This is a genomic window from Streptomyces zingiberis (genome assembly GCF_012034935.1).
Classification (GTDB): Bacteria; Actinomycetota; Actinomycetes; order Streptomycetales; family Streptomycetaceae; genus Streptomyces; species Streptomyces zingiberis.
Genome location: NZ_JAATEN010000007.1, coordinates 107,208 through 124,464 on the forward strand (window position 1 = coordinate 107,208; position 17,257 = coordinate 124,464).

Consider the following 17,257-nt stretch of genomic DNA (forward strand, 5'->3'; position numbering starts at 1 on the left):
GAACTCCCGGGCGTCGCGCCGACGCGAGGGCGGGAGGGGCGGGCGGCCCCTCCGGGACGGGGCCGGAGGGGCGGTGGGCCCCGGTATGTGCGGGGCGGCCGGCTCCGGCCGGACACACCCCGGTCAGCCGCGGTCGCCGACCGGGGTGCGGTCGGCGCGGACCGCCGCTTCCGTGGCGGCCGTCCGCCGTTCGACCAGTCCGAGCGCCACCCCGGCGATGATGATCGCGCCGCCGAAGACCTGTGCGAGCCGCACCGTCTCCCCGTTGATCACCACGGCACCGAGCACGCCGAACACCGGTACCAGATTGAGGATGTTGACGGCGACGCTCGACGTCATGCGGCGCAGACCGTAGTTGTACAGGAGGAAACCGCCGACGGAGCAGGCCACGGCGAGATAGACGAGCAGCGCGGAGGCCGTGGTGCCCGGCATCCGCCAGTCCCCGGCCTCCAGGAGCGAGGCGAGGAGGAAGCCGGCGGCGCCCGCCACGGTCTGGTAGTAGGTGAGGTACGCCGAGTCCTGCCCGCGGCCCACGTACTTGACCAGCACGTTGTACCCGGCCCACACCAGCCCGCCGACCAGCAGCAGGACGTCGCCGAACCAGCGCTCGGTACCGCCGACCTCCGCCCCGTTGCGCACGACCAGGAAGGCTCCCACCGCGGCGAGCAGCACACCGCCGACGCGCAGCAGCGGCAGCCGCATCCGGAAGACCACCAGTTCCAGGAGCATGGTCATCAGCGGATAGGAGGCCACGATCAGGGAGGCGTCGGAGGCGGTGGACAATTCCACGCCGATGTTCTCCAGAATGAAATACAGCGTGATGCCGAGCAGTCCGCTGAGGTAGATCAGCCGCCGTTCCCGGGGGCCGGGCCGGACCGCCGGGCCGCGGCGCATCCGCACCAGGGCGGCGAGGAGCACGGCGGCGATCGAGAAGCGGACGGCCCCGATGGTCAACGGGCCGACTTCCGCCAGCACTTCCTTGGTCACCGCGTACGAGCTGCTCCAGAACAGCGCGGCCGCCGCGACCGAACAGATCGCCAGAACCCTGGTGTTCCGTTCGTCCATCTCCGATACCCCTTCCCGTCCGAACACGCCGACTCCGCCCGAACCGCATACTGGAGCGGCACATGGTGAACGGATCGGAGAGCGTCATGCTAGCAATCCGTCCGGGAATATGGCACGCTGACCGAATATAATTCGGCAATTCAGGGAGCATGGCGGAACATGGATGAATTAGATTCGGCATTGCTGCGTCTTCTGCAGCAGGACGGTCGGCGCACCAACCGGGATCTGGCACAGCAGCTGGGGATCGCCCCCTCCACCTGTCTGGAGCGGGTGCGCTCCCTGCGCGAGCGCGGCGTACTCCTCGGCTTCCACGCCCAGGTGGATCTCCCCTCGCTCGACCGCGGACTACAGGCGATCATCGCCGTGCGGGTACGGCCGCCGACCCGTGCGGTCATCGAGCAGTTCCAGGCGTTCGTCGCGCGGATGCCCGAGGTGATCGCCGTCTTCGTCCTGACGGGGCCCGACGACTTCCTCCTCCATGTGGCGGTCCGCGACACCGACCACCTGCACTCGGTGGTGCTGGACAAGCTGACCGAGCGCAAGGAACTGGCCGACGTCCGCACGTCGGTGATCTACGGGCATCTGCGCAAGACCGTCATCGATCCGCTCTGAGCCCCGCCAGGACCGCGATCAGCAGGTCGTTCGCCTCCGGGCCGCCGACGGTGACGCGCAGTCCGGTGCCGGGGAAGCAGCGCACCAGCAGCCCGCGCCGCTCCAGTTCGGCGGCCACGGCGCCGGAGTCCCCGCCGAGCGGCAGCCAGAGGAAATTGGTCCCGCTCGGCGGGACGGTCCAGCCCTGCCCGCCCAGGGCCTCCCGCACCCGCTCCCGCTCGGCGGCGATCCCCGCCACCTGCTCGAGGAGTTCGGCCTCCGCCTCCAGCGCGGCCAGCGCCGCCTGCTCGGCGATCCGGCTCACCCCGCACGGCACGGCGCACTTGCGCAGGGCGCCGGCGATCTCCGGGTGGGCCACGCCGTAACCGACCCGCAGACCGGCCAGTCCGTACGCCTTCGAGAAGGTGCGGAGCACGACCAGGTTGGGCCTGTCCCGGTGGAGTTCCACCCCGTCCGGCGCGTCCGGTCCCTGATGGAACTCGAAGTACGCCTCGTCCAGCACCACCAGGACGTGCTCGGGCACGGTGTCGAGGAACCGCTTGAGCCCGGCGGCGCCGACGGCGGTACCCGTGGGGTTGTTGGGCTCGCAGAGCAGCACCATGGTGGTCCGGGGCGTGATGGCGGCGGCCATCGCGTCCAGGTCGTGCGTCTCGCCGGTGAGCGGGACCTCGACCGGGACGGCCCCGGCCATCCGCACCACGATCGGGAACGCCTCGAACGAGGGCCAGGCGTAGACGACTTCGTCGCCCGGCGCGAGCATGGCCTGCCCGATCTGCTGGTAGATGCCGACCGATCCCGGCCCGGTCACCACATGGGAGAGGGGAACGCCCAGCTTGCGGGCGAGGGCGTCGGCCAGTTCGTCGGGGAAGATCCCCGGGTAGAGGTTGGTCCGCGACGCGGCCCGGGAGATGGCCGCGAGGGCCGAGGGCAGCGGCGGGCAGGGGTTCTCGTTGAGGAACAGCCGGTGTGACACGCCCGTGGCGGGCGGTTGCGGCGGCTTGGGTACGTACGCCGGTATGCCGTCGAGCACGGCGCGCGGCGAAGGCGGGTGCGGGCTCACTCGGGTCGCTCTCCTCTGCTGGTCTGCCGGTCCCGGTGGAGGCCGGAGGCGGTCACCGCCCCGGGGCGGGCCCGTGGGCGTGACTCCGGGTGCGGTCACCGCCGGGTGCGGTGGCCGGGTGCGGTCAGGGGTTCGGTTCCGGTGCCGGTCAGGTGGGCCGGCGCCGGGTGTGGTGCCGGGCGCGGGGCCGGCCCGGCGCGCGGAGGCGGTGACGCCCGGCGCGCCGGCACCGGACCGGCCGGCTCAGGTGGGCCCGGCGGGGCGGCGCCCCGTCCGGGTGATGTTCGGCCGGGTGACGTTCGGCCGGGTCCGCTCAGTGGTGGGCCGCCGGCTCTCCGTCGAGCTCGAAGGTCCGGCCCAGCCCACGCGCCCGGGCCTCCTCGGCGACGGCGAAGCCGGACATGATGTCCTGCACCCCGAGGCCGAGTGACTTGAAGATGGTGATCTCGCTCTCGCCGGTGCGTCCGGGACGCGCCCCGAGCAGCACCTCTCCCAGTTCGGCCCGGATGTGCCCGGGCCCCACCAGGCCCTCGGTGAGGGGCCCGAGCAGGTCGCCGGACTCGGCGAGGGCCGATTCCCGGCTGTCGACGAAGAAGGACCCGTCCGCGACGGCCTGGGAGGACAGCTCGCGGTGGTCGACGAAGGAGGCGCCCACCGCGTTGAGATGCGCCCCGGGGGCCAGGTCCCCGGCCTCCACGAGCGGCTCCCGGGCCGCCGTGGTGGTGCAGACCAGGTCGGCCCCGGCCAGCGCCGCCGCCGGGGTGGGCACGGCCTCCACGTCGAGGTCCAGTTCCGCGGCCGCCCACCGGCGGAAGTCCTGCGCGTGTTCGGTGGTGCGGCTCCAGACCCGGACCCGCCGCAACGGCCTGACCAGCCGCATCGCCTCCAGGTGGCTCCGCGCCTGCACCCCGGAGCCGAGCACCGCGAGATCCCCGGCGTCCGGGCGCGCCAGCGCCTCGGTGGCGACGCCGGAGACGGCCGCGGTGCGCACGGCGGTCACCGCGCCCGCGTCCATCAGGGCCAGCGGGGCGCCGGTCCGCGGGTCGAAGACCATGACCACCCCGATGTGCAGATCGAGCCCGCGGGCCGGGTTCTCGGGCTTCAGCACCATCGCCTTCAGCCCGTATCCCGCCAGGTCGTCCCCGGCGACGAACCCGGGCATGGTGCCCAGCAGGCCGGTGTCCTTCTCCGGCCGGAGGATGGTCCGCAGCGGGAGTTCCACCTGGCCGCCGCTGTACCGGCGCATGGCCTCGGCCATCACCGGCAGGGCGCGCTCGACCGGGTAGAGCTCACGCACGGTGGCGCGGTCGATCAGGAGCATGGGTCCGACTGTCCCTTCAGGAGTCCGTGCCGGGGTCCGCGTCGGCGCGGGTGAAGACCGACCAGAGCATGCGGATCGGCCGGGTCCGGGAGATGAATTCGAGGGCGTGGGCCTTGGCCGCCGGCAGGGTGGTGAGCGCCAGGTCGATCTCCCGGCGGCGGACCTGCCCGGCCGCCGCGCTGGTGGAGGTGGCGTAGCGGATCTCCGCCACCGAGTACTCCTCGGGGAGGAGTTCCGCCACCAGGGGCACGGGGGCCGGGTGCGTGGCTATCCGGGCCGCGCGCGGAACCCGGTGCCCCGGCAGGACGGCGATGCCGTAGTGCGGGGTGTCGAAGAGGAACGCGCCCGCGAACCGCAGCGTCGGGTCCATGTAGAAGCTGTGGACCGACGCGTACGCGTTCGCGACCACGACATGGCTGACGGCGCCCTCGTGCAACGCCGCGCCGGCCTGTTCGTAGGTGTCGTAGAGCCTGATCCCGGGCGGGCCGCCCCGTCCGTGGTCGGCCCAGAGGTACAGGGCCGCCTGCTCGCTGCTGGTGCCCGCGGGTCCGAGTGTGCCGATGGTGTCCACCGACGGGCCCGTGGACAGGGCTGTGTCGATCCAGCCCGCTGTCTGCATCATGGTGTCCCCCCGAAACTGTCGGTCAGGCCGTGGCGGGGCCGACGGCCTGGAGCCAATGGTGATAGCGCTGGTCCCTGCCGCGGACGACCTCGTGGTACGCGGTCGTCAGCGCTGTGGTGAGCGGTCCGGGGACGCCGTCCCCGACGGGCCGGCCGGCGATCCCGGTGACGGGCACGATCTCCGCGCCCGTGCCGGTGAGGAACACCTCGTCGGCGTCGTACAGTTCGTCCCGGCCGAGGTCGCGGACGTCGGTCTCCGTGTCCAGCAGGTCGGCCGCCAGAGTCACCGCCGTGTCCCTGGTGATCCCCTCCAGCAGACCGGCCGTGGCCGGCGGCGTGACCAACCGGCCCCCGACGACCGCGAACACGTTGGCCGTACTGGCCTCCGCCACCTGGCCCCGGCCGTTGAGCAGGATGGCGTCGTCGTATCCGGCGGCCCGCGCCTCGTCCACGGCGAGCGCGTTGTTGACGTAGCCGCCGGTGATCTTCGCGCGGACCGGGAGCACGCCGGGGTCGGGCCGGCGCCAGGAGCTGATCGCGACGCTGATCCCGCCGCGGTCGGTGTAGGAGCCCATCCGGAACGCGTTGACCGTCAGGGCGTCCGAGACGCCCGTGAGCTGGACGCCCGGCGGTGTGCCGGGCAGCAGGGCCCGCTTGTAGGCCAGCGGGCGGATGTACATGTCGGTGGTGGCGCCGATCCTGCGCAGCAGCTCCGCCGTCACCTCGCAGAGCCGCTCCGCGTCCGGTCCGACGTCGATGCGGAGGGTCCGGGCGCTCCGCAGCAGGCGCCGGTAGTGGTCACGGCCGCGGAAGACCGCCAGACCGCCGTCCGCCTGGGCGTAGGCGCGGATCCCCTCGAAGACGCCGGTGCCGTACTGGAGCGCCTGGGTGGTGACGGGCACCTGGGCGCGCTCCAGCGGGACGAACTCCCCGTCGTGGTAGGCCAGGGCCGCCAGGGAGGGCGTCGGGGACGGGGCGCCCGCGGCCGCGGGTCCCGCCCCGGCCCCTGTGCCGGCCCCCGTCCCGGCCCGGGCGCCGTCCTGGCCGGTCGTCCTGCCGTTCGCGGTGCCGGTCGCCGGGGCGGTCACCGGGCCCTCCCCCCGGCCACGGCGAGCGCTGCGGCGCGCTCCTCGTCGGGCACCGAGCGGCGCCGGTCCTCCACCCGGGCGGCCTTCCAGCTCACCATGGCGCCCGTGGTGGTGACGCCGCCGAGCGGTCCGTAGGCGAAGTGGACCGGGACGCCGAGCCGCTCGCGCACGGCCGCGGCCACCGCCGCCTCGTCGACGCGGACGCCCTCGCCGTCGGGGGGTGTCTCGAAGTGGAGGGTCAGCTCGTCCCGGCCGTCCACCGCGTCGATGACGATCTGGTAGTCCAGGTAGCCGCGGGGCTGGGCGAGCAGCAGTTCCTCCAGGTCGTAGCCGCTGATCCGGCCGGTGCCGATCGAGAGGCTGTCCCGGGTCCGGCCGAGCACCTCCAGCGTCGGCGCGGGCAGGGTGCGGCCCGCGGCCGCGGGGGCCAGCCGGACCAGGTCTCCCGTGCGGTAGCGCACCAGGGGCTTGCTCCCCTGGTAGAGCGAGGTGACGACGAGTTCGCCGGTGCGCACCCCGTCCGGGCCGGGCTCGACCGCGCGTGTGGTGTCCGGGTCGATCACCTCGTACAGGTTGAGCAGCGGTGCCGTGTAGAGCGCGCCGTCGGCGCCGGCCGCGCCCATCACGGAGGCCTCCTGCGAGGCGTAGAGGGCGTTGTGGACGGTGGCGCCCCACACCTCGCCGATGTTCTCCAGCAGGCTGGGGGAGGCGAGTTCGCCCGTGCACATCAGGACGTCGAGGCGGAAGTCACGGCGCGGGTGCAGGCCGGCCGCGTACGCCTTCTTCGCCAGGGACAGCGCCATCCCGGGGGTGCTGAACAGGCCGGTGGCCGGGAGGACCCGCAGGGTCTCCAGTGCCCGGCCGTACCCGACCATCGGCGAATGCGGCCACATCTTGGCGACGGCGAGGCCCAGATTGCGGCAGACGTCGCCGAAGGTGTCCCCGAAGGCGTGGAGTTCGGTCGGGCCGGAGACGCCGATCACCTGTTCGTCGCCGAACTGCCGGAAGATCGTGTCGTAGTACACCGTCAGCGCGGTGTTGTTGTGCAGCGAGTCGGTGTTGTTCCGCGGGCAGGGTGTGCTGCGGCCGGTGGTGCCGGTGGTCTCGTAGAAGATCCACGCCTCGTGCGGTGGAAGCGAGAGAACGTTCTCGAACTCGCGCCGCAGATCGTCCTTGGTGGTGAAGGGGACGGCGGCGAGGTGCTCCGGGGACGTCGAGGCGATGGCCCCGGGATCCACGGAGGCCAGATGGCGGGCGTAGAAAGGCGACTTCTCCTTCACGTACGCCACCGTGCGGCGGAACTCCCGGAGCTGGTGGGCGGTCAGGGCCTCCCCGCTCCATTCCCCCGCGGCGAACGCCTGGTGGCGGTCGCGTAACTCACGTGCGGTCCGGTCCAGTTCCTCGTTGAAGACGGTGAACATGTTCCCCCCCTGTGGTGTCGGTGGCGTCAGCGGTAGAGCGGCAGGCTGCCGGTGAGCTTGGCCACGGCGCTCCTGCTGCCGCAGACGGCGATGCCGATGTACGGCAGTTCGGCGGTGGGCAGTTTCGCGGTGCGGCCGGTGTACTCCTCGTAGCTCCGCGAGGACTGGGCGACGGCCGTGAAATCGACGACGAAGACCTCGGGCATTCCGGCGGCCTTCAGCACGATGTCCCGCAGGTCCGTCGCCTCGCCCTTGAGAACGGGCAGCGGGATCGCCGTGATGCCGGTGTGCGTCCGGCCGTCGGCGTCCTTGACGGCGTCACCGACGATGCCCTCCACGAACCGCCCGACGGACATCGAGAGCGCCGCCACGGTGTTCATGGCGAGTCCGGGGGCGAGGTCCTCGTCGATGACGAAGGCACACTTCTCGTACACTGCGTTCACGGGAAATCCCTGCCGTTCATGGGTCGTCGCGCATATCCGTCACTCTTCGAGATCCGCGATGTTCCAGTCGCTGATCTCCCGCCAGAGCCGGATCGCTTCCTGGTGGAACGGGTGCACCATATACCGCTCCAGCGCGGCCTCGTCGTCCACGAGACCGATCACCGCGTAGTCGTATGCGACGGCCCGGCCGGATATGTTGCGGCCGAATTTCCACTCGTGGAGTTCCGGCACCTCGCCGCCCACCTTGGCCGCGACACGCTCGGCTTCCCGCGCCCTGGGGTCGTCCCAGGAAACTCCGGGCTTGAACTTGAACAGCACGATGTGACGGATCACGTTCGACCTCCTGGGGCCGGCAGTCGCACGGACGGATGAAGGGGATGAAGAGGAGTCCCGGCGCGGCCCGCGGCGCGCAGGGCGAACTCCTGGATCGCGGCCAGCTGGCGGTCCCCGAGCGAGTAGTCCAGGGCCCGGTAGTAGTCGAGCAGGACCGCCGGCCCGAGGGGGGCGGCCCCGCCCCGGCCCGACTCGCGGGCCGCGGCGGCCGCCACCTCCACCGGATGCGACCGGGCCCGGGCCACGGCGTCCGTGAGCGCGGCACCCGCCTCGCGCACCGCGTCCGGACAGGCCTCGGCGAACCGCCGGCGCACCGCCCACACCGCGAAGACCATGGGCAGTCCCGTCCACTCCCGCCACAGCGCTCCGGTGTCGTGGACGGTGACGCCGCGCGGCGGGTCGGCGTACAGGCGCAGCGCGTCGTCGCCGATGAGGACGGCGGCGGCGGCCCCGGCCGGTATCCCGGACCCGTCCTGCCGGTCCTGCGGGACGGAGCGGTACACGGGGCGCACCCCGACCGCGTCCTCCAGCAGCGTCCGGGCCAGCGCGGTGGTGGAACGGCTGGCCGCGGAGAGCGCGACCACCCGTCCGTCCAGGTCGTCGAGCGGACCGCGGGAGACGATGTGGCAGGAGCGCACCGGGCCGTCGCTGCCGATCGCGATGCCGGGCAGCAGGCACAGGTCGTCCGCGTGCCGCAGATACCGGACGAGGCTGACCGGGCTGATGTCCAGGCCGCCGGAGAGGAGTTCCCCGGCCAGCCGCTCCGGTGGCGCGGAGACCAGTTCGGCCTGGCGCGCGGCTCCGCTGTCGGCCAGGCCCCAGCGGATGGGCGCGCAGTTGAGGAAGGAGATGTCGCCGAGACGGGCCGTCAGGGTCGCGCAGGTGGTCACGAGGCCACCCGGGCGGGTCCGCCCTGCCGCGGCACGGAGGCGGTGGCCCGGCCCCGGCAGAGACTCAGGATGGTGAGGGCGAGGGCGGTCCCCTCCGGTCCGAGCCCGGCCGCGTAGCGGTCGAGAACGACGTTCTCCCGGGAGAGGACGGTCCGGGTGCCGCCCTGGCCCATGCGCTGCTGCTGGATCTCGAGCGAGACGGCCCGGCGGTGCCGGAGGAGGTCCATGAGCTGGAGGTCCAGGGCGTCGATCACCTCACGGGCCTGCTCGATCCGGCGGTCCGCCTCGCTCGCGGTGTTCTCGTGGGTCGGGTGGTTCTCGCGGTTCAGGTGGTTCTCATCGTTCAGGTGGTTCCGGTGGTTCTCGTGCTGCTCCACTTCAACCTCTTCCATCCGGTACTGGGAGCGGGAGGGACGGTCTGCTCGGCGTCGCGGCAGGCACGCCGAGGGGGCCCGTCCCGTCTCGGCGCCATGCCGTACGTGGCCGCTCGCCCGGGCGGCACGGCGCGTGGCCGGCCGCGGGGCGGAACGGCGGTGGTACGTAGGTAGGTAGGTCGGGCTCGCGCGGAATCCGCGGGCCGTGAACGATGTGGAGACGTGTCCGGCGAGGGAGCCTCCCGAACGGGGCCGGGCCGGGGCCGGGCACAGGTCCAAGGGGCCGTTCCGTCATCGGTCTCCGGGACACGGGCACCGCTCCGGAGAGCGGCCCGGCCGGGCCGGCCGGGGCTCGGGGCGCTGTGCGGACGGCTCCAGGCGTCCCGCTGCCGGGGACGCGGCCTGGGCGGCCGCCGTCCGGTGGGTCACCGGGGCCGGGGTTCTACCCCGTTCTCCCGCACTGCCGCCGGCCTCCGCCGGAGAATCCGGTCAGCCATCCGGCGGCACCACTTCCTGATCTGCTCATCTTGCCCGTGCCTCCACTGCTTTCGAGGCGGTGACGTTCGGTGCGACTCACCGCCTTCGCCATACTTTCCGAACTCGGCCAAGAGCGGCAAGGACGTTCCCCGACGGTTTCCCGCGTCCCGAAAAACCCTCTCTGAACTGCGCGTTCGACAGAACATCGGAGGGACATCGGAGAGAAACCCCGGCCTGGGACGCTCTCCGGACTCCAGGACCGGCCACCGGTTCGACCGGCGGGGACGCCCGGCTCGCCGGGCCGGCGACCGGCCCGCGACCGGACCGCGACCGGACCGCGACCGGACCACGACCGGACCGGGGACCCCGCGACCGGACCGGGGACGGGCCGGCGGCGGGCCCACGCCGGACCCGCGGCGGCCGGCACGGCAGCCCTGGGCCGGGCGCGGGCGCGGGTTCACCCCGAGCCCGCGTGGCACCGGGACCCGGTTCTCCGGCTCCCCGTCCCGGTCCCCGCCCCCGTCGTGGAGAGGCAGGCGGGCCGGCCGTCCCGCCTGCGGGTCGTGGCGGCCCAGGACCCGCTCCGCGCGAGAACCACCCTCCGCAGGGCGAGCGAGGCACCGTACTCCTCCCCCGCCTCCAGGAACGCCCTGTGCGCCCGCTCCAGCAGGACCGCCGCCCGCGCGTGGTCACGCTTGCCGAGGTACAGATCGCCCAGGCCGAGAAGGAGCGCGGCCTCGCCCCTGCCGTTGCCCGTCCTGCGGACCGCGTCCAAGGCGTGCTGGTGGGGCGTCAGCCAGTCGTCGTGATGCCCGCCGGTGCTGAACAGGCAGCGGCACACAGCGGCGAGATCCCAGGCGATGTCGTCGAGCCCGTAACCGGCGGCCAGCCGCACCAGAGTGGTCAGGGTGGTGCGTTCGGCCTCGTACCAGCGCAGGGGGTCGGCGTCCTCGTGACCGGTGAAACCGCCGTCGGCCCCGGACACGGCGGTTCTGCGGTCGGTGCTCTCCGTGCCGCCCGCGCAGTCGGCGCAGTCCGGGCCGACTGCACCGGCTGCACCGTTCGCCGTGCCGGCGCGCTCACCGCCGCAGACGGTGCGGTGGGCCACGTCCGCGCGGGTGAGGGCGGCGAACGCGGCGCGCGAGACCGCGAGACGGCGGCGGGACTCCGGCTCGCTCTCCTCCGCCCGTTCGGAGCCGAACAGGCGGACGAGGTCGTGGAGGCGGTAGCGGAGCTGCCCCGCCCGGTCCCGTCCGGTCACCTCGATGAGGCGCGCCTCCACCAGTTCCTCGACCAGGTCCTCGGCCTCGCCCCAGCCCCGGTCCACCAGGTGCGGGGCGAGCCAGTCCGCGAAGTCCGGTACGGCGAGCACCGACAGGCGGCGCAGCAGGGCCTGGGCGTCGGCGCTGACGCCGTCGTAGGAGAGCGCGACCGTGGTCCGGACGGCGAGGCTGTCGTGGGTCAGCTCGTCGAGCCTGCGGTGCTCGTCGGCCAGCCGGGCCGCGACACGGCTCATCGTCCAGTGCGGCCGGGCCGCGAGCCTGGCGCCGACGATGCCCACCGCGAGCGGCAGGCTGCCGCAGTACTCGACCAGTTGCCGGGCGGCCCCCTGATCGGCGGGGATGCGCTCGCGCCCGGCGCTCCGGTGGAGCAGGTCCAGCGCCTCTTCCGTGGGCAGGCCGCCCAACTCCACCACCTGGGAGGAGAAGGAGGACGCGACCCGGGAGCGGCTCGTCACGATCACCGCGCAACTGTCCGTTCCCGGCATCAGGGGCCGGATTCCGAGGGCTCTGGAGGCGTCGTCCAGAACGACGAGGACGCGCTTGCCCGTGAGCAGGGCGCGGTATCTCTCGGCCCGCTGGTCCAGCCCGTCCGGAATCTCACTCCCCGGCACCCCCAGCTCCCGGAGGAAACGGGCCAGCGCCTCCTCCAGGATGACCGGGTCCCGGGCGAGACCGCGCAGATCGATGTAGAGCTGGCCGTCCGGGAATTCGGCCCGCAGCCGGTGCCCGGCGTGCACGGCGAGGGTGGTCTTGCCCGTTCCCCCCGCCCCCACCACCTCGACGACCGGTACGTTTCCGCCCTTCGGTCGCAGACCGCCGACCAGCTCGGCCAGCTCCTGTTCCCGCCCGACGAACTCACCGACGTCGCTGGGGAGCAGGCAGGGTCCGGCCGCCGGTGACGGGACCGGGGCGGACGGCAGGACGGGAGGTGACGCGGGACCCGGCTGCCGGGTCCCCCCGAGGATCTCCCGGTGCAGCCGCCGCAGTTCCGCGCCGGGTTCCACGCCCAGCGCCTCGTCGAGCACGTGGCGGGTGTCGTGGTACAGGCGCAGGGCGTCCGCCTGCCGGCCCGATCGGTGCAGGGCGGTCATGAGCAGGGCCCGTGGCCTCTCGAAGAACGGGTGCTCCGGCACGAAGGCCGACAATTCTTCGATCGCCGGCTCGACCCGGCCGAGTTCGAGTTGCAGTTCGGCTTTGCCGACCCGCAGCGCGACCTGCGTCTCCTCCCATCGCCGGGCCTCGTCGTGCCAGGTCTCCCGCGCGAGTCCGGCGAGCAGCGGGCCGCGCCACTGCGCGAGCGCCCGGTCCAGACAGGAGATCGCCTCGGCGCGCTCCCCGGCCGCCGCCCATTCCCCGGCCTCCGCCTTGAGGGCAAGGACGCGCCTGGTGTCCAGATCGACGTCCCGCGTGGCGAGGAGGTACCCGGGCGGCTGGGTCCGGATGACCTCGCCCGCGACTCGCGCCCGCTGGAACCGGCCCCTCAGCTTGGAGACGCAGACGGCGATCTGGTTCGCGGGATCGGCGGGCAACCGGTCATCCCAGATGCTTTTCGCCAAATCCCCCACGGAAACCGTCCGGTCGGGGCTGAGTAAGAGCGTTCCCAGCGTGATCTGCAGCCGCGGAGCCGTCAGCTGGAGCCGTTTACCACCCGCCCACACCTCCAGGGGCCCCAGCACTCGGAATCGCAGCTTGTCGGCATGTGAAGACAGCACACGAAACTCCCCGCTACCTTGCTTTCCCTGGTGAATCAGGGCCCGCCCCGCCCCGGATGACGAACAGCAATCCTATCTCCCTCCGAGAGTGAACGGATAAACGATCGATGACGCCCCGACACGGCGGAAGGATCTTTCAGGCCATGACGTTCCGGCTGGTCAGGCCAGGGGGATGGGGATCCGCCAGAAAACCGGAACCGCCCCTACCGGAATTGACGTTTACCGAGGATGCCCACATCCGGTGGCCGCGGAGTCCGCCGGCCGAAGCCGGGGGAACCTCCCGCCCCGCCCCGTTCCGTCCGGCCGATGCGGCGGGCCGTGCGCCGCCGCGCCGGCCCCACCGCCGGACCCGGGGCACTCGCGACGCGGAACCCCGGTGCGCCCCCGGCACCCGGGCGCGCGTTCCGTCCGGACCGGGCCGGGCCGGCCGCCGTCCCCTCGAAACTGGCCTGTTCCCACCCCTCCCCCGGTGTCTCCCCCGGTGTCTCCCCCGGTCGTCGCGGCTCCCTGTCCCGCAAGGTGGTGAGGCGGGGAGGGCACGGCGCCTCCGGAATCTCCAGCTCCGGTCTCCGGCACCGTGGTCGCGGACCGGGGAATTCCGCAACTGGCGGGCCGGAGCTCGTTCCCCGGGTTCCGGCCCCGGCACGCCACACACGGGCCGGACCGGCCGCCGGCCATCCTCGGTCAGCAGCCGGACCGGCGAGGAACGAAGCCCATCCGCGATTCCCGTCCGCCCGGGACCACCGAACTCCCTTCAGCAGCTCAGCCATCGCGCCATTCCTCGTCCAGCACACCGCTCGATACACCGCCCCTTTGCCGCCGGTTATCCACCACTCGCCGAACCGTGGTGAAGCCGCCGCAGGCGACGCCATTCACCCGGCGGGGTCTCCCTCGTGAAAGGTCCGGGCGGGAAGCGTGACAGTCGGCGGGAAAGTACCGGCTGCCCCTTTTTCCGAACCGCGCGGGAATTCATGGGCGGCCCGCGGAATCGGCCGACCGCCGCCGGGGGCGGGTAACCGCCCTCCCCCGGCGGCGAAACCTGGCCCGCGCCGGGGCGACGGGCGCGTGACGGCCCGGGGCCCGCCGCGCCCCGGGGGAACGGCCTCAGCCGGCCGGTGGCCGGGCCCGCGAGCACCTGACCGCCCAGTTCGCCCCCGGAGCCCGCGTCGGCCTCGGCGAACTGGCGCTCTGGCACGCCGCCGCCCGGGCCCGCACGGTCGTCGTCCGCCACCACGACGGATCGGCCGGCACCCACCGGCGCCGGGCCGGGGAGGACGTGGCCGCCTTCGCCGCGCGCATCGGCACCCCGGGCACCGACGCCCCGGCGGACCCGGGCGGCGCCTCGCTCGCCTACCTGCTCCGCGGCGACATCGCGCTCCCGGCCGGGGCCGAGGTGTACGCCCTGTACCCCGGAACGCTGGACGCGGGCACCCTGCGCCTGCTGTCGGCCTCGGACCTCGTCACCTCGCTCGCCGGCTGACCGCCCCGCGTCAGCGGCGCCTCCGGCCGGCCGGCGCGGCGGCCGGCGCGGCGGCCGGCAACCGCTTGCGGATGTCCTGGTGGAGGTTCTCCATCTCCACGCGGAAGATCTCGGCCTGGTGGTCGCCGACGAACGAGGTGTGCCCGAACACCTCCAGGGCGACGAGGCCGTGCATGCGGCCCCACGCGCCCAGGAACAGCGCCGCCGCCTCGGCGGACGGCCCTCCGCCGCCGCCCGGTGGCAGCCCCGACGCGAACTCCCGGAAGGACGCGGACAGCTCGGGCAGGTCGGCCGCGGCGAACTGCTCTGCGGTGTACCCGTCGAACAGCGCGCGCTCGAAGAGCGTGCCCATCCGGCGGACGGCCTGGGTGGTCGGCCCCTCCGGGGGCGCCGTGTAGTGCCGCAGTGGCGCGCCGTAGAGGAGCTGGAAGAGCGCGGGGTGTTCGACGGCCCAGCGGCGGTAGCTCCCGGCGACCACCATCAGGGGTGGCACGTCCGGGTCACCCTCCGCGCTGTCGACGGCCCTTTGCAGGGCATCGGCCAGGTCCCCGTACGCCTTGGCGATGAGCGCCGTGACCAGGGCGTCCCGGTTCGGGAAGTAGTGGTAGAGCGCCTGCACGGTCATGCCGAGACCGCGGGCGACCGCGCGCAGTGACAGGGCCGCGGGCCCGTGCTCGGCGATGTGCCGCTCGGCGGCGTCGACCACCTCCTGGACGGCGGCGGCCCGCCGCCGCTGCCGCAGGGGTGGCAGGGCCGTCGCGGGATTCTCCGAGGACATACGGCGACCGTACGGCAATCACCCTGACGGCCACCAGGGATACAGGCGCCGCTCGGAAAACCTGACACTGTTCGAAAAATTTCCTACTGCTCCATCTTCTCTGACATCGCTAGCGTCTTCCACGGCGGCACCACCGGCGCGACTCCGCGCGGTGCGATGACCGCCGTCACGGCACAGGCGCCGAGGACAGGGCGGACCGGCGGTTTCCGACCCGCGCCGTGACGTTCATCCGCGTTGCCACCCGGCGGACAGCCCTGCCCGCCGCACCCGGGAAGTCGAGTTGACGATGAATCCGAAGAGCCTGAAGAGTCTGAAGAGCCCGAAGAGTGCGATGAGTCCGAAGAGGTACCCGATGGCCGGTCCCGTCACCACTCCTGCCACCGAGATCGTGCTGCCCGGCCCGGTCGAGCCCGACGGCCTGGAGGTCAGGGTGCGCGAACTGGGCCCTCCCGGTGAGGGGCAGGTCCTGCTGCGGATGGAGGCGTCCGGTGTGTCGTTCGCCGAGCAGCAGATGCGTCTGGCCAGGTACTACGACCAGCCGCCCTTCCCCTTCGTGCCCGGCTACGACGTGGTCGGCACGGTGGAGGCCACCGGCCCCGGCGTGGACCCGGCGCTGCGGGGGCGCCGGTTCGCCGCGGTGACCAAGGTCGGCGGGTGGGCCGGCCACCTGCATCTGGCGGCCGGGGACCTGGTGCCGGTGCCGGAGGGGGTCGACGCGGCCGCCGCCGAGACGGTGCTCGTCAACGGCGCCACCGCCTGGCAGATGCTGCACCGCTCGGCCGCCGTCCGCGCGGGCGGGACGGTGGTGGTGCTGGGCGCCAACGGCGGTGTGGGGACCCTTCTGGTGCAGCTCGCCCGGCGCGCCGGGCTCACGGTGATCGGCACCGCCTCCGCCCGGCACCACGAGGCGGTGCGGGCACTGGGAGCGATCCCGGTCGACTACCGCGACCCGGACCTGTACGAGCAGATCCGCGCGCTCGCCCCCGAGGGGGTGGACGCGGTCTTCGACCATGTCGGCGGCCCCGGCCTCACGCGGTCGTGGCGGTTGCTGCGCAAGGGCGGCACCCTGGTCAACTACGGCGTGGCGGCAGGGAAGGACGATCAGGGCACCTCGGCACTGGGGTTCGTGCGGCTGCTCGGCCGACTGCTCGTGTGGAACCACCTTCCCAACGGCAGGAGCGCGCTGTTCTACAACTTCTGGGCGGGCAGGCGCCGCCTGGACTCCTTCCGCGCCCGGCTGGCCGAGGACCTCACCCAGGTGCTGGGGCTGGTCGCCCGGGGTGAGCTGGAACCACAGATCGCGGCCCGGATCCCGCTCAGCCGCGCCGCGGAGGCGCTGGCGCTCGCCGAGTCCCGCACCGTGCTGGGCAAGGTCGTCATCGTCGCGGATGCCTGAGACACGGTGGAGCCGGCCGGCCCGGCCGCGCCACCGGCCGGAGGTGGCCGGATCTCGGCGCACGGCCGGGGCGCCCGGGTGACGGCGTTTCAGCCAGGCGGTCACCGGCCGCTACGGTTTGGCCATGGGAGTTTCCGGATCAAGCGTCACCGATGAGAACGGCGGGCCCACCGAGGCGACCGTCGCGGCCGTCAAGGCCACCGCGCGCCGGCTGCTGGTGGAGCTGGGCGCCGCGGGGCTGTCCCCCGAGGCCGTGGCCCGGGAGGGCGCCTGGGGCCCCGGCGAGGTGGAAGCCGTCTTCCCGCACCGGGATGCGCTGCTGACCGCGCTCGTGATCGACGCCTACGACACGTCCGCCACCGCGATGGAGCGGGCCGACCAGGCGGCCCGGGAGGCCGGGGCGCCGGCGGGGGCACGGCTGCTCGCGGTGGCGCGCGCGCTGCGGGAGTGGTCGTTCGCCAACCAGGGTGAGTTCACGCTGATCTACGGCTCGCCCGTGCCGGGCTACCACGCCCCGCAGGACACGGTCCCGCCCGCCTCGCGCACCCCCGCCGTGCTGGCGGGGATCGTGCGGTCGGCACTGGAGGCCGGCGAACTCGCCCCGCCCCGGCGGACGGTGCCCGGTCCGCCGCTGCTGCTGCCGGAGGCCGTACAGCTCTTCGGCGGCACCCCCGGGGCTCCGTTCTCGGACATCATCGAGCGCGGCATCGTGCTGTGGAGCAGCCTGATCGGGCTCCTGGTGTTCCAGGTCTTCAGCCGCACCCACGACAGCGTCCGGGACGAGTCCGCGTTCTTCGACTACGCCGTCGCCGTGGCGGCCGAGGGGATCGGGCTCACGGTTCCGGTGGGCGGCACCACCGACTAGTCCGTCCGGCCAGTCCGTCCGCGCGGCGCGCGGCACCC

Annotated in this window: 16 protein-coding genes; 4 read left to right on the top strand and 12 right to left on the bottom strand. The window is 73.4% G+C overall.

Annotated elements, in window-relative coordinates; all coding sequences use genetic code 11:
• Positions 1-123: 123 nt before the first annotated feature.
• Positions 124-1,065, bottom strand: a complete 942-nt coding sequence (locus tag HCK00_RS11285; RefSeq protein ID WP_168101713.1) for a DMT family transporter — start codon at positions 1,063-1,065, stop codon at positions 124-126.
• A 159-nt stretch (positions 1,066-1,224) separates the two neighbouring features.
• Between HCK00_RS11285 and HCK00_RS11290 the strand changes: the two genes are divergently transcribed.
• Positions 1,225-1,677: an Lrp/AsnC family transcriptional regulator gene (locus tag HCK00_RS11290; protein WP_168101714.1), complete on the top strand. Its 453-nt coding sequence runs from the start codon at positions 1,225-1,227 to the stop codon at positions 1,675-1,677.
• On the opposite strand, the gene HCK00_RS11295 is transcribed toward HCK00_RS11290, so the two are convergent.
• The 10 genes from HCK00_RS11295 to HCK00_RS11345 form a co-directional block, all read right to left on the bottom strand.
• Complete coding sequence (locus HCK00_RS11295) at positions 1,661-2,737, bottom strand: histidinol-phosphate transaminase (RefSeq protein WP_168101715.1); 1,077 nt, start codon at positions 2,735-2,737, stop codon at positions 1,661-1,663. The genes HCK00_RS11290 and HCK00_RS11295 overlap by 17 nt on opposite strands.
• A gap of 313 nt (positions 2,738-3,050) precedes the next feature.
• Positions 3,051-4,058 carry an ornithine cyclodeaminase family protein gene (locus HCK00_RS11305; RefSeq protein WP_168101716.1) on the bottom strand — a complete coding sequence of 336 codons (1,008 nt, stop codon included), beginning with the start codon at positions 4,056-4,058 and terminating at the stop codon, positions 3,051-3,053.
• Between the two features lie 16 nt (positions 4,059-4,074).
• Complete coding sequence (locus HCK00_RS11310; protein WP_168101717.1) at positions 4,075-4,680, bottom strand: prephenate dehydratase domain-containing protein; 606 nt, start codon at positions 4,678-4,680, stop codon at positions 4,075-4,077.
• Between the two features lie 22 nt (positions 4,681-4,702).
• A complete protein-coding gene (locus HCK00_RS11315; RefSeq protein WP_311765263.1) occupies positions 4,703-5,767 on the bottom strand; it encodes a branched-chain amino acid transaminase in 1,065 nt (354 codons plus the stop codon).
• Positions 5,764-7,188, bottom strand: a complete 1,425-nt coding sequence (locus tag HCK00_RS11320; protein WP_168101718.1) for a phenylacetate--CoA ligase family protein — start codon at positions 7,186-7,188, stop codon at positions 5,764-5,766. The genes HCK00_RS11315 and HCK00_RS11320 overlap by 4 nt, the downstream gene beginning before the upstream one ends.
• Before the next feature lie 26 nt (positions 7,189-7,214).
• Complete coding sequence (locus tag HCK00_RS11325) at positions 7,215-7,631, bottom strand: DUF2000 domain-containing protein (protein WP_168101719.1); 417 nt, start codon at positions 7,629-7,631, stop codon at positions 7,215-7,217.
• Between the two features lie 39 nt (positions 7,632-7,670).
• Positions 7,671-7,964 carry a Dabb family protein gene (locus tag HCK00_RS11330; RefSeq protein WP_168101720.1) on the bottom strand — a complete coding sequence of 98 codons (294 nt, stop codon included), beginning with the start codon at positions 7,962-7,964 and terminating at the stop codon, positions 7,671-7,673.
• Positions 7,961-8,854 (bottom strand): menaquinone biosynthesis protein, encoded by an 894-nt coding sequence (locus HCK00_RS11335; RefSeq protein ID WP_168101721.1) that lies wholly within the window; start codon positions 8,852-8,854, stop codon positions 7,961-7,963. The genes HCK00_RS11330 and HCK00_RS11335 overlap by 4 nt, the downstream gene beginning before the upstream one ends.
• Complete coding sequence (locus tag HCK00_RS11340) at positions 8,851-9,246, bottom strand: chorismate mutase (protein ID WP_168101722.1); 396 nt, start codon at positions 9,244-9,246, stop codon at positions 8,851-8,853. Before HCK00_RS11340 ends, HCK00_RS11335 begins: the two co-directional genes overlap by 4 nt.
• 916 nt (positions 9,247-10,162) lie before the next feature.
• Complete coding sequence (locus HCK00_RS11345) at positions 10,163-12,700, bottom strand: AfsR/SARP family transcriptional regulator (protein ID WP_168101723.1); 2,538 nt, start codon at positions 12,698-12,700, stop codon at positions 10,163-10,165.
• A gap of 1,276 nt (positions 12,701-13,976) precedes the next feature.
• Between HCK00_RS11345 and HCK00_RS11350 the strand changes: the two genes are divergently transcribed.
• Positions 13,977-14,180: a hypothetical protein gene (locus tag HCK00_RS11350; protein ID WP_168101724.1), complete on the top strand. Its 204-nt coding sequence runs from the start codon at positions 13,977-13,979 to the stop codon at positions 14,178-14,180.
• A 10-nt stretch (positions 14,181-14,190) separates the two neighbouring features.
• Here HCK00_RS11350 and HCK00_RS11355 read toward each other — a convergent pair whose 3' ends face one another.
• Complete coding sequence (locus HCK00_RS11355) at positions 14,191-14,958, bottom strand: TetR/AcrR family transcriptional regulator (protein ID WP_168101725.1); 768 nt, start codon at positions 14,956-14,958, stop codon at positions 14,191-14,193.
• Positions 14,959-15,310: 352 nt separating this feature from the next.
• Between HCK00_RS11355 and HCK00_RS11360 the strand changes: the two genes are divergently transcribed.
• Both HCK00_RS11360 and HCK00_RS11365 read left to right on the top strand, forming a co-directional pair.
• Complete coding sequence (locus HCK00_RS11360; protein ID WP_168101901.1) at positions 15,311-16,354, top strand: medium chain dehydrogenase/reductase family protein; 1,044 nt, start codon at positions 15,311-15,313, stop codon at positions 16,352-16,354.
• Between the two features lie 124 nt (positions 16,355-16,478).
• The gene (locus tag HCK00_RS11365; protein ID WP_168101726.1) at positions 16,479-17,219 is read left to right on the top strand and encodes a TetR-like C-terminal domain-containing protein; all 741 of its coding nucleotides are present in this window, start codon (positions 16,479-16,481) and stop codon (positions 17,217-17,219) included.
• Positions 17,220-17,257: the final 38 nt, after the last annotated feature.